Source organism: Paenibacillus sp. MMO-177, assembly GCF_037147795.1.
GTDB lineage: Bacteria > Bacillota > Bacilli > Paenibacillales > Paenibacillaceae > Pristimantibacillus.
Genome location: NZ_JBBCUR010000001.1, coordinates 1084730 through 1097176, shown reverse-complemented (window position 1 = coordinate 1097176; position 12447 = coordinate 1084730). Strand labels below are relative to the sequence as shown.

Below are 12447 nucleotides of genomic sequence, written 5' to 3'. Positions count from 1 at the left end.
TGAGATTATTGCCATAATTTGAATCAGCCCCGGAAAAATGGGTAATAGTAGTGGAAGAGTTAGGAACGGGGGGATTTAAGGTGAAGTTTACGCCCGAGCAGCGGATTACGCTGCATGGTTTTAACAATTTGACGAAATCGCTCAGCTTCAATATGTACGATATCTGTTATACGAAGACGAAGGAAGAACGCGAAGCTTACATCGAATACATTGACGAGCAGTACAATTCCGACCGGCTGACGAAAATATTGAAGCAGGTTGCCGACATCATCGGCGCGCATGTCCTGAACATTGCCAAGCAGGATTACGTACCCCAAGGTGCCAGCGTTACGATCCTCGTCTCGGAAGGGCCAATCGTGGAGGTGCCGACCGAATCGACGTTTGACGAGTCGCCGGGTCCGCTTCCGGACAATGTGGTGCTGCAGCTGGACAAGAGCCATATTACCGTTCATACGTACCCCGAATATCATCCGAGCGAAGGGATCAGCACGTTCCGCGCCGATATCGACGTGGCTACCTGCGGAGAGATTTCGCCGCTTAAGGCGTTAAATTATTTGATACATTCGTTTGATACCGACATTATGACGATCGATTACCGGGTTCGGGGCTTTACAAGGGATATTAACGGCAACAAGCTGTTTATCGACCACGATATCAATTCGATCCAGAATTACATTCCGGACGAAGTGATCGACCAATACGACATGATTGACGTAAACGTCTATCAAGAAAATATTTTTCACACCAAATGCAAGCTGCGTGAATTCGATCTCAATAACTACCTGTTTGGCTATACGAAGGACAAGCTGAGCATAGACGAGCAGAAGGAAATTACGGAGCGTCTGAAGGACGAGATGTACGAGATCTTTTACGGGAAAAATATTAAATGAGGCTGGACCGGGGGATGAGGCATCTCCCGGTTTTTTGGCGCGTCCCAAGGGTCATGAAACGCTCTCTGCCACTAATAGATGGCGAAATCGTCTTGTGATATGATTAAGCAAATTCATGTTTATGGGGGAGAACGATTTATGGCATTAGAGATCGAACGCAAATTTTTGCTGGCCGTACCGTATGAGCAGCTGGAGGGCCTGATTCGGGTACGCTCGGAGCAGCGGATTGAGCAGACTTATCTGGCGCTGGATGCCGACCAGGAGCTTCGCGTCCGCCGGATTACGGATGTGGACAGCGGAAAAGTTACCTATACGCATACGTTTAAGCAGGGCTTTGGGCTGAAACGCGAGGAGATTGAGTATGAGATCAACGAGGGGTTGTACGAGCAGGTCGTGAAGGCGTTTGGCGCCGTTGCCCTGACGAAAAACCGGATTACGGCGGAATGGAACGGCGTTGGAATCGAAGTCGATATTTACGACCAGATTCAGCTGACCGTGCTGGAGGTCGAATTCGATTCCGAAGAAGCCGCTCATACGTTTGTCGCGCCGGACTGGTTCGGACAGGACATCAGCAGCTCAAAGGAATACAGCAACAAGACCGTCTGGAAGCAGCTGCAGCGGAAGTAGGGGGCGGAAGTCATGCGAAAGCTTGTGTTTTTCGTCGGCGGTGCGGGAGCTGGGAAAACTACGCTGGCCAAGGCGCTTGCCAAAAAGCGCGGGGCGGCGGTATTTGATATGGACACGATGCTGAGGCCTGCAGCCGTACAGATTATGACGGTAGCCGGACTGGACCCGAATGACCGCGATTCGGAAGAATATAAGAAGCTGTGCCGGGATCTCGGCTATCGGATTACGATGGATGCCGCGCTGGAAAATATCGGCGTTGGCACGGATGCTTTCGTCATCGGGCCGTTTACCAAGGAGATCAGCGACCCGTTCTGGATCGTTAAGGAGCTGGCTTCGGCGGGCGCTTCTCTCGACGATGTCGATGTGAAGGCGGTTGTGGTCTACTTGCAGGATGAGGATATGCATTACAGCCGGATCGAGGAGCGCGGGCTTGCGATGGATCAATATAAGCTGGAGCATTGGGATTCCTTCGCTCGTTCGCTCGGGCGCAGAACGCTTGCGTGGGAGCTGCCGGATTCGTCGGTTTTGTATTACGACAATTCGCATCCGTTTGACGAAGCGGCGTTGGAACGGCTGGAGGGTTTCGTGTATGGCGATGTTATTTGACCCGACCATTTTTGATAATTTGAAGGTCGCCCTGGAAAATCAGCTGTACGATCTGGACAACCTGGACGAACGGATCCGGGTCGTTAACCGCGTGGACCGTCTGGATATGGCGGTGATGGGGCGCGAGTTCGCCCTGCAATTCGTGCTGGCCGGCAGTGACCGGCAGAAGCGGATCATCGGCGAAATCCGGCTGGACACCACGCTCCGCGACCTGGCCACGGAGCTGCTGGAGCTGCAGGAAGGCGAGCCGCCGGGCTGCAGTCTCCGTTTGCTGTTCCATCTGGCCATGCTGGATGCGGAATCGTTGTGCCCGCGAATTCAAACGGCCGTGAGGGAGCTGTGGGGGTCGGAGGTCTCGCTTACCCAGACGCTAAGCTTCGTATACGGAAGCGAGGGCGGGGGCGAGACGGTGTATAAGAACGCGGTGGAGCTGCGCTTCAACCGCCGCATCGACGAGGGACAAATGAATGATTTGCCCGAGCTGATTGAGCATATGCTGCTTACTCTTGAGGCGCTGGAACGGCTGTAAAGGAAGCGTTGGGATAAGACCCTGGCAGGGTCTTATCAGGCGAAAGCAGAGTAATATTAGTGATCATAAGACCCTGTGAGGGTCTTATTTGCTTAGGTGAGTCGGGGAAAGTATGTATTGCGGGCGTGCGGCAGTGGGATAAGACCCTGGCAGGGTCTTATTGAGCGAAAGCAGAGTAATATTAGTGATCATAAGACCCTGTGAGGCACTAGCCTTGCATCAATGATGACATGGCCGGCAAAATGAACGGCTTCTAAAATTTTACAGATGTTTTTTTTAGATAATCTGAAAAAAGAAGAACCTGCAACCAATTTGACGCGTTATCCATTTTATGGATATTAAATTAAGTGAGTTTTAAATGTTTCATGACACCTACAGTCGGAATGTGTACTGATTTGGGCGGCCGATCAGATTTTTGTCTTCCCCGCGAAGAGCGTAGCGCTTTGCGGCGCAGTTCCTTTTGCATCAAGGAGAACGGTTTATCCCAACTGCATCTAACCGTCTGAAGAACCTGCCAATGTGTTAATCGTGTGCCACTTGCCTGTTGAATCAGCAAAGCTATGGCATAAGCGATGAGTGCTAAATAAATTTGGTTCCAGACTCCTTGAGGTTCGTGGCTATAAACCTTTACAATTCTCAAATGCTGCTTTATCCACTTAAAAAATAGTTCAATCATCCAGCGTTGCTTGTAAATTTCAGCTACTTCCAGGGCACTCAGATCATAGCAGGAGGTAACGACGCGATAACATCGTCCCTCCTGATCCAGAAACTCGACGAGACGCAGGGTTCGTTCAGTCTGTGTATAGGCACTGCCAAGTTGAACAATGGCATCACGAACAATTACCGTATTTGTAGGGACTTCACGTTCTTGTTCTACTCGTAGAACCGCATGTTTTTCGTTAATACGAACAACAAACCGAATTTCATTTTCTAACCACTGATCGAAAAATGCATACTTCACATAACCACGATCCATCACATAAATCGTTTCCTTATCCTCGATCAATTGGTTCACCGTTTCATAGTCCGTGACATTTCCTGTGGTTGGGATCATGCTTTCCGGAATGGCTTGAATGTCCGGGACAACAAGCACGCGCATATGAAGCTTGATATGCGTTTGCTTAGGATTCACATAAGCCCATTTGGCCAACCCGGCAGGAAGATTAATGGATGTCGAGTCAATGATCCGAAGCTTTTTGCTGGACGAGGTAGACGCTAAAGTTTGCTTTACTTTAGCAATTAGATTCAAGAATACCGGCTCTAGATTTTCTGTTGGGATGGTGCGCAGTTTCCTGGAGATTTGTGAAGCACTGATAGACGGGAGATTAAGGTCTTTTTGAAGCGTGTTGCTCATCCTTAATGCCCTCGAAATTTGATCAAACGAACCCCAGTGAGCTAATTGTGAAGCAATGATTAATTTGGCGCACTGCATGGTCGTTAGCTTATGCACGCGATAATCCGCAATTGGAAAGCGGACATCATGGTCGGATAAATAGGAAAAACATTGACGAATAACAGATAAATTGTGTATGTTACCCATGGGTGAGCTCCTTTTCTGGAGAGTAGATGGGTAACGCGTCTATCTCAAGAATAGGAGCTTTTTTACGTAATGACCATGAAAATTAAATATATATTTACATTTTAAGTAACTTTTAGTTAGTTTTTTTCTCGTGTTAGGTTTGATGCAAGGCTAGTGCCTGTGAGGGTCTTATTTGCTTAGATTAGGCTGGATATGTACATGTTGCGGGTGTGCGGCGTTGGGATAAGACCCTGGCAGGGTCTTATTGGGCGAAAGCAGAGTAATAGTAGTAATCATAAGACCCTGTGAGGGTCTTATTTGCTTAGATTTAGTGGGATACCGACGGTGTTGAAGGTTAGGTGGCCTAAGAGTGTGTTGGAGATCCAACATGATAAGGTCCCTCAGGGATCTTAATCGGCTCCCTAAGGTGAAAATTGAAGTCCATAAGGTCCCTTAGGGACTCTAAAGACAATCGATATGCTTGAATTGGCAAGAAAAACGCCAATGTTTTCGCACTTAAGGTCCCTGAGGGACCTTAAGCTTCCTTACTAAGACAAAAAGAAAGCCGTTAAAGTCCCTAAGGGACCTTAACGGCGCAACTGACGGGAAGGTACGCAAGCGAGTGCGGCGCTCCAGGTTGCGTGCCGCAGGCGGGATGGCATCCCATCGCTTATGCCATCCCTATGTCCGGTGGCCGGACGCTGCACCGATGGCAAGCCCCGAGCCTTGCCCCACCGGTCCGCGGCTACAACTACCGCCGCCATTACAGCGGCAGATCCCGCCTGCTGAAGGCGATAACACCTGCGGCAAAGCACGCAAGGCCGATCGCGAGCAGCACCAGCGAAGAGAGCAGCGGGTCGCCGCTGCCTGCGGCAATGTCGCTGGGCCGGTACAGCGCGAAGATCGAGATGTAACGGAGCCATTCCACGCTGTCGCTGATTTTGCCAAGCATATCGAGGGCGAACATGCCGATCACAATAAATCCGGAGGTGCCAAGTGCCTTTTTCTCATCATTCATGACGGAAGAGATTAGGAAGGCAATGCCGCTTGCCGCTATAAACAGCATCCAGGCGACGATATTCATCTCGATGTACCGCCCGCCGTTAAACTCGAATTTATCTCCGATGAACCACACATACCCCAATAACCCGGCACCTGTTGTAACCAGCATGATAATGAGAAGTCCCGTGGACAGCACGCCTGCCTGGGTTAAGGCAACCTGCCGGCGGGTCGTTGGCGTGGACAACAGATAAGACATCGAGCCCTGGTCCACCATGCGGGCCATCAGGCCGGTCGACAGCATGATGCTGAAGATCGAGAGCAAGAGAGGAAGGATAAGCCCGTAATATTCGCCGGAGATGAAGGCTTCCATGCTGCCGAAGCCGCCTTGAATATTAAAGGCGTTAACAACGCCTTCAGGCATGGATTTAATCAGCTCATTTAAAGAGCCGGTATTCTCGGCAATGCCGGGATACAGCCAGAACATAAGCAGAATGTAGAAGGCTGAGCCAAACGCATAATTGCTCATGCCTTTTACGTGAATTTTCATCATTTGCTTGAACAGGGGAAAGTTCATAAAGCAGCTTCCTCCTTTCCGTCCTTTTTGTCCTTTTCGTTCTTCCGGTCATAGTACTGCATAAAGACGTCCTCGAGATTTTGCGCCGTAATGTCGAGGCTGCGCACCTTATATTTCGCGGCTTCATGAATCAGCTCGTTATAATTGCCTTGCACAGCTGCAGTGACTCGTCTTCCGTCATGGGACTCCACCGGCACGCGGCCGCTCTGCGCGAAAGCCTCGGCATCCTCCGGATGCTCGAACACGATCGCAATCAGCTTCCGCTGCATCGACTGCAGCTGGTGAATGTTATTGGTAGCAACGATAACGCCATCTTTTATAATAGCGGCGCGGTCGCAGGTCCGCTCAATCTCAGGGAAGCTGTGGGAGGACATGAGGAAGGTGGTGCCGCGGGCTTTCTCCTCCAGCACAAGCTCGATGAACAGCTGCTGCATGAGCGGATCGAGGCCTGAAGTCGGCTCATCCAGAATAATCAGCTCCGGTCTATGCATAAAAGCCGCAACGATGCCGACCTTTTGCTTCATCCCTTTGGACATTTTGCGGATCGGGGTAGAGACGTCGAACTGAAGCCGCTCGATCAGCTCCATGCGCCGCGCCGTGCTGTCCACGCGCTGCATGCGGGCCAGAAACTCCAGAAATTCCTTGCCGTTCATGCCTTCGATAAAAGAGATCTCCCCCGGCAAATAGCCGACCAGCCTTTGCACGATCCCTTGCTGCTTCCATGTATCCAGCCCTTTAATCGACGCGCTTCCGCGGTCGGGCTTCATGAAGCCCATAATATGGCGGATCGTTGTGGATTTTCCGGCGCCGTTAGGGCCAAGAAAGCCAAATACCTCCCCTTGCTCCACGGTAAAGGATACATCGGTAATCCCTTTGCCGCCCGGAAAAAGCTTCGTCAAACCGTCTACGACCAGCATGCTGACCGCACCTTCTTTCGAAAAATTATGAAATTTTATTAGTCTTATATTTCATCATTATGATAGGCTCGGCTAAAAGAGAAGTCAATGGGGTTATGAAATATTTATGTGCTATAATTTCATTAGTTCATATTTATTGGAGAGCCGGAGGGTAACATGAACGGATTTGAAAAAAGAGCCGAGCAGCTTAAAGCAAAGATCAGAGACGCTGTTCTCGCGATGCTTCAGACCTGTGAGCCTAAACATATCCGCATTGCCGATATCGCTGCCGAGGCAGGGGTGTCGCAGGTGACGATCTATAACTATTTTGGCAGCAAGGAGGAGCTTATCCGCGAAGTCTTCAAGCATTATGTCACGGAGCATGTTGACGATTTCGAAGTGTTCATGAGCCGCGGTCCTAGCTTTCAGCAGTTCGTGGAGTATGTGGTGAAGGCCGATACGGAAGCGTTCCGCCGCTTCACGCCGGCCTTCATTCAACAGATGATGAGCGGAGATCCGGCGTTTGCCAACTATATCGACGAGGTGACGCAGCAGAGGGCTATGCCGCTTATGCATGCTTTTATCGAGGAGTGCAAGCAGAAGGGACAAATCTCGGGCAAGGTATCGACGCAGATGATTTTGACCTATGTGAACATGTTTGTGGCGCAATCCCACAAGCTGCTGGAAGAGGCGCAGCAAAGCGGGAAGGGCGAGCAGTTTTTCGAGGAGTTTCTTCACTTGTTCTTTTATGGCGTTTGCGGGATTGAGCCGGACGCCTCAGCTTAAACATTGCTATTACCGCCCCGCTATTGGTACAATACACCGTATTAGAAGACAAGGGAGCGGTATCGATTGACGAAAGCAAAAAAGAGCGGCATCGGACAAGGAACCGGCAAGAAGGGCTGGAGCCGCTGGGATAAGGCAGCCAAGAAGAAGAGCGCGAAGCGGGTATTCAGCAAAGGGCCGAAGGCCGGAGCAGGCAAGAAGGAAGAAGCCGGCGGAGCGAATAATCCGGGCAGCGAAGAATAATAGGTTATTGCCTAATATTCACAGATCCGTTATAGTGAGTGTAATTGCATAATGCGTGCGGGTGCTGGATAAAGTCCGGCTGAGATAGGCAACTTGTTTGCCTGACCGTTAATCTGAACCAGGTAATGCTGGCGTAGAGAACCGATCGAATTACAGCCATTCGTGTATTCGCGGATGGCTTTTTCTGTTGTTCCAGCGCCCCCTCGTTAGTTACCTAAGGTTACTAAAGCAAAGGAGTGGCAGAAAGCAATGCAAACGGAAACGATAAAAACCGGTAAATTCACCGGGAGATTGTACGAGAGCTCGAAGGAGATCTGGGAACAGAGTCACCGTCATCCTTTCCTCGAGGAGCTCAAGGCAGGGACGCTTGATCCAATGAAGTTTATTTTTTACCTCAAACAAGACTACGTCTACTTAATCGATTATGCCAAAATGTTCGCTTACGGCAGCATTAAGGCTAACGACCTCCATACGATGGGGAAGTTCTCCGAGCTGTGTCATTCCATTCTGAACGTGGAAATGGGGCTGCACCGGCAATACGCCGAGCGATTCGGCGTAACAGGGGAAGAGCTGGAGAGTACGAAACCATCGCCTACCACAATCGCTTACACCAAATATTTGCTTGACGTTGCCGCGCATGGCTCCCTCGCCGAGGTTGCGGCGGCCGTACTGCCTTGCATGTGGAGCTACCGGGAGATCGGCGTCCTGTTCGCCGAAGCGCCCGGGGCGCTTGATCATCCGCTCTACCGGGACTGGATTCTGATGTACAGCTCCGAAGAGTTTGGCGAGCTGACCAACTGGTGTATCGGCATCATGGATGAGCTGGCGGAAGCTTTGCCGGAGCCGGAGCTGGCGAGGCTCGAGCAGCATTTCATCATGGCGTCGAGGCTTGAATACATGTTCTGGGATATGGCCTACCGAGAGGAAGAGTGGCCGGTGTGAACAGGCAGCTGGTTACGATAGAGCGGGCTCGGGAAGACGTCTTGCCGGGTTCGGCGGGCTTGACTGTTCAAGGCCTGACATACCGGTTTGAAGGCGAGGAGCCGCTATTCGACGGGCTAAATCTGGAAGTGCCAAAGGGGCAATTCGTCAGTATCGTAGCCGCAAGCGGCATGGGCAAAACAACCCTGTTCCGCCTGCTCGCCGGTCTGCTCCAGCCCGAATCCGGCACGATCACGGCGGCTGGCGCCGTTCCCGGTCAGCGCAGCGCCATCGGCTATATGCCGCAGCGCGACTGCCTGATGCCTTGGCGGACGGTGCAGGATAACGCCGCTATCGGCCTCGAGCTTGCCGGCGTATCTAAGCGCGAGGCAAGGCGTAGAGTGCTTGAGATGCTGCCTGAGCTTGGGCTTGCCGGCACGGAAACGAAATATCCGCATGAGCTGTCGGGCGGCATGCGGCAGCGGGTATCGTTCCTCCGCTCCTTGCTTGCCGGCGGGGAGCTGATGCTCCTCGACGAGCCGTTCAGCGCACTCGACGCGATGACTCGGGTAAGCATGCAGCAATGGCTGCTGCAGGTGTGGGAGAAGCACCGGAAAACGATTCTGTTCATTACGCATGATATCGACGAGGCGCTGCTGCTCTCGGATCAGGTGCTTGTTGCGGCTTCGAGACCAATTACGCAGCTTGAGCCGCTTGTAGTCGACTTACCGCGTCCCCGAACCTATGAGACAACGCTTGACGAGCGTTTTGCCTATTTGAAGCGAAGGCTTCTTGGGCAGCTTGGCCGAATCCCTTCCGACGCGGAAGGAGGCGCGGGCTGATGAAGCTGCTTAAGGATAAGCTTCCAATCCTTCTGTTTATCGTGCTGCTGGCGGCGATCTGGGAGCTCGGTACTCGCGTATTTGATGTTCCGGCTTATATCATTCCCCGGCTGTCGGATGTTTTTGCCGCGCTTCTAAATCACGCAGCGTTGCTGGGCAAACATTTTGCTCTGACGCTATGGGAAGCGCTGCTTGGTCTAGCTTTCTCGGTCTTGTTTGGCGTGTTGTCAGCCATTTGGATCGACAGCTCCAGCCTTGCGCGCAAGACGATTTATCCGTTGATCGTAGCTTCGCAGACTATTCCGATTATCGCGTTGTCGCCGATTATGGTCATGTGGTTTGGATACGAGATCGGAAGCAAAATTTCGGTCGTTATTCTGTTTACTTTCTTCCCGGTTGCGGTAAATACGGCGGACGGCTTCCGCACGGCGGACCGCGAGATCGGGGAGCTGCTCCGTTCCATGGGAGCGGGCAGAGCGCAGCTATTTCTGAAATGGAAGATTCCTTCCGCGCTGCCGTCCTTCTTCACCGGACTTAAAATGGCTGCAGCCATCAGCGTCGGCGGTGCCACGCTTGGGGAGTGGCTGGGCGGAGAATCCGGGCTTGGCGTCTATACGAAGCGGGCGGCGAATATGCTTCGCGGCGACGATGTGTTCGCCGGCGTGCTGCTCTTGTCGCTTATGGGAATTGCTTTGTTTGTTGCCGCGCAAATGATAGAGAGACTGGTGCTTGGGCACCGGCGGAGTTAGATCGTGTGAGCATCGCTGAACAGCCATTATTCTTAAGGAGAGATATCTTATCATGCCAGGAACTTATCGTAATCGATTCATCAAATCAGGATTGGCAGTAGGCCTTGTATTTACCTTGCTGCTGACAGCGTGCTCTTCGGAAAAGGAGAAGAACGGCAGCAGTTCCGGCAACGCCGGGAAAAAGACGGATGAGCTAACGGTGCTGCTGGACTGGTATCCCAATGCGGTACATACGTTTTTGTATGCGGCGGAGGAACAAGGGTATTTTGAAGAAGAAGGGCTTAAGGTCAAGCTCCAGACGCCTGCCGATACGAACGACGCGCTGAAGCTGGTCGCTACGGGCAAAGCCGATCTGGCGCTCAGCTATCAGACTCAGGTAGCCGTTGCCCGCTCGGAGGATATTCCGGTCGTATCGGTCGGGGCGATTGTCCGCCATCCGCTGAATCAGCTTTTTGTATCCGAAGGGACGGGGATTAAAACCCCTAAGGATCTGGAAGGCAAAAAAATCGGCTATCCTTCCCTGCCGCTTGATGAAGCCATGGTTAATACGATGGTGAAGGCGGATGGGGGCGACCCGTCGAAATTAAATTATGTCGATATCGGCTGGGATCTGATTCCGGCGATGACAACAAGCCGCGTCGATGGCATTATCGGCGGTTATATCAATCACGAGAAGCTGCTGCTCGAGAAGGAAGGCGAGAAGCTGATCTCGTTTAACCCGGCGGATTACGGCGTTCCGGATTATTACGAGCTGGTGCTGACGGCAAATGAGAAAGAGCTGGACAGCAAAGGCGATGCCATCAAACGGTTCCTCGCCGCCGCGGCGAAAGGCCAGGAATATACCGCGAGCCATCCGGATGAAGCGCTGAAGCTGCTGCTGGATAAGCAAAGCACCGACTTCCCGTTGGATGCGGATATCGAGAAGCAAAGCCTGCAAATTTTGCTGCCGTTGATGGATGCGGGGGATCAGCCTTTTGCCAGCCAAACCGAGGATTCCTGGACTAACATTATTAATTGGCTGACGGAGCATGGTCAGATCAAGAAGCCGGTGAAGGCGGCGGATGTTTTCCGCAACTTGTAGATTATAGGGTTTGACGCTTACGAAGTAAGAATCGCCGCAATGGCTTTAAAGAGCCCATTAGTGTGACAATTCTTTAAGTGAATGCTTACGAAGTAAGAATTGCCACAATGGCTTTAAAGAGCCCATTAGTGTGACAATTCTTTTTAGGAGGGTTGGCAGATGGATGAGAGACTGGAGAGATATTCAAGGCAAATGCTGTTTGCGCCCATCGGCGAGCAAGGTCAGCGAAAGCTGAGCGAAAGCTCGGTATGCGTGATCGGGATGGGCGCGCTTGGCACCGTGCTGGCGAATCATATGGTTCGCGCCGGTGTCGGACGTGTTCGCATCGTGGACCGGGATTATGTGGAGAAAAGCAATCTGCAGCGCCAAATGCTGTATGACGAGGACGATGTTAACGAGGGTTATCCGAAGGCAATTGCCGCGGAGCGCAAGCTCCGCCGGATCAATTCGGATGTGCGGATCGAGGCTGTTGTGGCGGATGTGACCGTTCACAACATTGATGAGCTTCTGGACGGCATGGACCTCGTGCTGGACGGAACCGATAACTTCCAGACCCGGTTTCTGCTGAGCGATGCCTGCTTCCGCAAAGGTATCCCGTTTACGTATGGCGGTGCGGTCAGCTCGCGCGGCATGAGCGCGATACTGGTCCCGGGCAAGACGCCTTGCCTGCGCTGCTTCCTCACGCCTGGGGACAGCGGCGGCCAAACCTGCGATACGATTGGCGTTATCGCGCCCGTTGTGGATATTGTCGCTTCCTATCAGGCGGTAGAAGCGCTTAAATATTTGGTTGCAGCGGATCAGGCCAGACGGAATAGTCTGGTTACCTTCGATTTGTGGAGCAACTATTACTATGAAATGAAGCTCGGAGAAGCGAAGAAAGACTGCTCTTGCTGCCAGCTGAAGGAATATCCGGCATTGCAGGTGACGGAGACGGATTCCACGGTATCCTTATGCGGCCGCAGCACGGTTCAGATCAGCGGACATGGACCGCTCGATCTGGGGCAATGGCGCAAACGGCTCGAACCGGCTGCGGTGAAGGTGGAGCTTAACGCTTATTTGCTTAAAGCCGAGCTGCCGGAAGGAGAACGGCTGGTGCTGTTCCCGGACGGCAGGGTGCTTGTGCAGGGAACGGAGGATATAGTCCGCGCCAAGACGCTGTACGCGAGATATATCGGATATTGA

The 12447-nt window shown here is 52.1% G+C and carries 14 protein-coding genes; 11 read left to right on the top strand and 3 right to left on the bottom strand.

Annotated features, from left to right (window positions below; all coding sequences use genetic code 11):
- The first annotated feature begins 80 nt into the window (after nucleotides 1-80).
- The 4 genes from speD (at nucleotide 81) to WFK81_RS04870 (ending at nucleotide 2652) form a co-directional block, all read left to right on the top strand.
- The gene (speD, locus tag WFK81_RS04885) at nucleotides 81-890 is read left to right on the top strand and encodes an adenosylmethionine decarboxylase (protein WP_336785491.1); all 810 of its coding nucleotides are present in this window, start codon (nucleotides 81-83) and stop codon (nucleotides 888-890) included.
- Nucleotides 891-1028: 138 nt separating this feature from the next.
- A complete protein-coding gene (locus tag WFK81_RS04880; RefSeq protein WP_336785300.1) occupies nucleotides 1029-1517 on the top strand; it encodes a CYTH domain-containing protein in 489 nt (162 codons plus the stop codon).
- A 12-nt stretch (nucleotides 1518-1529) separates the two neighbouring features.
- Nucleotides 1530-2123: an AAA family ATPase gene (locus WFK81_RS04875; protein WP_336785299.1), complete on the top strand. Its 594-nt coding sequence runs from the start codon at nucleotides 1530-1532 to the stop codon at nucleotides 2121-2123.
- Nucleotides 2107-2652 carry a hypothetical protein gene (locus WFK81_RS04870; protein WP_336785298.1) on the top strand — a complete coding sequence of 182 codons (546 nt, stop codon included), beginning with the start codon at nucleotides 2107-2109 and terminating at the stop codon, nucleotides 2650-2652. Before WFK81_RS04875 ends, WFK81_RS04870 begins: the two co-directional genes overlap by 17 nt.
- A gap of 343 nt (nucleotides 2653-2995) precedes the next feature.
- Here the strand turns inward: WFK81_RS04870 and WFK81_RS04865 are convergent, their stop codons facing one another.
- From WFK81_RS04865 to WFK81_RS04855, 3 genes are all read right to left on the bottom strand, one after another.
- A complete protein-coding gene (locus WFK81_RS04865; protein WP_336785297.1) occupies nucleotides 2996-4192 on the bottom strand; it encodes an IS4 family transposase in 1197 nt (398 codons plus the stop codon).
- 742 nt (nucleotides 4193-4934) lie between these two features.
- Nucleotides 4935-5747: an ABC transporter permease subunit gene (locus tag WFK81_RS04860; RefSeq protein ID WP_336785296.1), complete on the bottom strand. Its 813-nt coding sequence runs from the start codon at nucleotides 5745-5747 to the stop codon at nucleotides 4935-4937.
- Nucleotides 5744-6664, bottom strand: a complete 921-nt coding sequence (locus tag WFK81_RS04855; RefSeq protein WP_336785295.1) for an ABC transporter ATP-binding protein — start codon at nucleotides 6662-6664, stop codon at nucleotides 5744-5746. The genes WFK81_RS04860 and WFK81_RS04855 overlap by 4 nt, the downstream gene beginning before the upstream one ends.
- Nucleotides 6665-6820: 156 nt before the next feature.
- Between WFK81_RS04855 and WFK81_RS04850 the strand changes: the two genes are divergently transcribed.
- The 7 genes from WFK81_RS04850 (at nucleotide 6821) to WFK81_RS04820 (ending at nucleotide 12447) form a co-directional block, all read left to right on the top strand.
- Nucleotides 6821-7429 (top strand): TetR/AcrR family transcriptional regulator, encoded by a 609-nt coding sequence (locus WFK81_RS04850; RefSeq protein ID WP_336785294.1) that lies wholly within the window; start codon nucleotides 6821-6823, stop codon nucleotides 7427-7429.
- A 66-nt stretch (nucleotides 7430-7495) separates the two neighbouring features.
- Nucleotides 7496-7672, top strand: a complete 177-nt coding sequence (locus WFK81_RS04845) for a DUF3934 family protein (protein ID WP_336785293.1) — start codon at nucleotides 7496-7498, stop codon at nucleotides 7670-7672.
- 249 nt (nucleotides 7673-7921) lie between these two features.
- Nucleotides 7922-8614 (top strand): thiaminase II, encoded by a 693-nt coding sequence (gene tenA / locus WFK81_RS04840; protein WP_336785292.1) that lies wholly within the window; start codon nucleotides 7922-7924, stop codon nucleotides 8612-8614.
- Nucleotides 8611-9435, top strand: a complete 825-nt coding sequence (locus tag WFK81_RS04835) for an ABC transporter ATP-binding protein (protein WP_336785291.1) — start codon at nucleotides 8611-8613, stop codon at nucleotides 9433-9435. The genes tenA and WFK81_RS04835 overlap by 4 nt, the downstream gene beginning before the upstream one ends.
- Nucleotides 9435-10184 carry an ABC transporter permease gene (locus WFK81_RS04830; RefSeq protein WP_336785290.1) on the top strand — a complete coding sequence of 250 codons (750 nt, stop codon included), beginning with the start codon at nucleotides 9435-9437 and terminating at the stop codon, nucleotides 10182-10184. Before WFK81_RS04835 ends, WFK81_RS04830 begins: the two co-directional genes overlap by 1 nt.
- A 52-nt stretch (nucleotides 10185-10236) precedes the next feature.
- The gene (locus tag WFK81_RS04825) at nucleotides 10237-11265 is read left to right on the top strand and encodes an ABC transporter substrate-binding protein (RefSeq protein ID WP_336785289.1); all 1029 of its coding nucleotides are present in this window, start codon (nucleotides 10237-10239) and stop codon (nucleotides 11263-11265) included.
- Between the two features lie 159 nt (nucleotides 11266-11424).
- A complete protein-coding gene (locus WFK81_RS04820; RefSeq protein WP_336785288.1) occupies nucleotides 11425-12447 on the top strand; it encodes a thiazole biosynthesis adenylyltransferase ThiF in 1023 nt (340 codons plus the stop codon).

Excerpts from the sequence above, each read along its gene's own strand:
- tenA (WP_336785292.1), top strand. The coding sequence starts at position 7,922 with ATGCAAACGGAAACGATAAAAACCGGTAAATTCACCGGGAGATTGTAC.
- WFK81_RS04830 (WP_336785290.1), top strand. The coding sequence starts at position 9,435 with ATGAAGCTGCTTAAGGATAAGCTTCCAATCCTTCTGTTTATCGTGCTG.
- WFK81_RS04825 (WP_336785289.1), top strand. The coding sequence starts at position 10,237 with ATGCCAGGAACTTATCGTAATCGATTCATCAAATCAGGATTGGCAGTA.
- WFK81_RS04865 (WP_336785297.1), bottom strand. The coding sequence starts at position 4,192 with ATGGGTAACATACACAATTTATCTGTTATTCGTCAATGTTTTTCCTAT.
- WFK81_RS04855 (WP_336785295.1), bottom strand. The coding sequence starts at position 6,664 with ATGCTGGTCGTAGACGGTTTGACGAAGCTTTTTCCGGGCGGCAAAGGG.
- WFK81_RS04820 (WP_336785288.1), top strand. The coding sequence starts at position 11,425 with ATGGATGAGAGACTGGAGAGATATTCAAGGCAAATGCTGTTTGCGCCC.
- WFK81_RS04850 (WP_336785294.1), top strand. The coding sequence starts at position 6,821 with ATGAACGGATTTGAAAAAAGAGCCGAGCAGCTTAAAGCAAAGATCAGA.
- WFK81_RS04870 (WP_336785298.1), top strand. The coding sequence starts at position 2,107 with ATGGCGATGTTATTTGACCCGACCATTTTTGATAATTTGAAGGTCGCC.
- WFK81_RS04880 (WP_336785300.1), top strand. The coding sequence starts at position 1,029 with ATGGCATTAGAGATCGAACGCAAATTTTTGCTGGCCGTACCGTATGAG.
- WFK81_RS04860 (WP_336785296.1), bottom strand. The coding sequence starts at position 5,747 with ATGAACTTTCCCCTGTTCAAGCAAATGATGAAAATTCACGTAAAAGGC.
- WFK81_RS04875 (WP_336785299.1), top strand. The coding sequence starts at position 1,530 with ATGCGAAAGCTTGTGTTTTTCGTCGGCGGTGCGGGAGCTGGGAAAACT.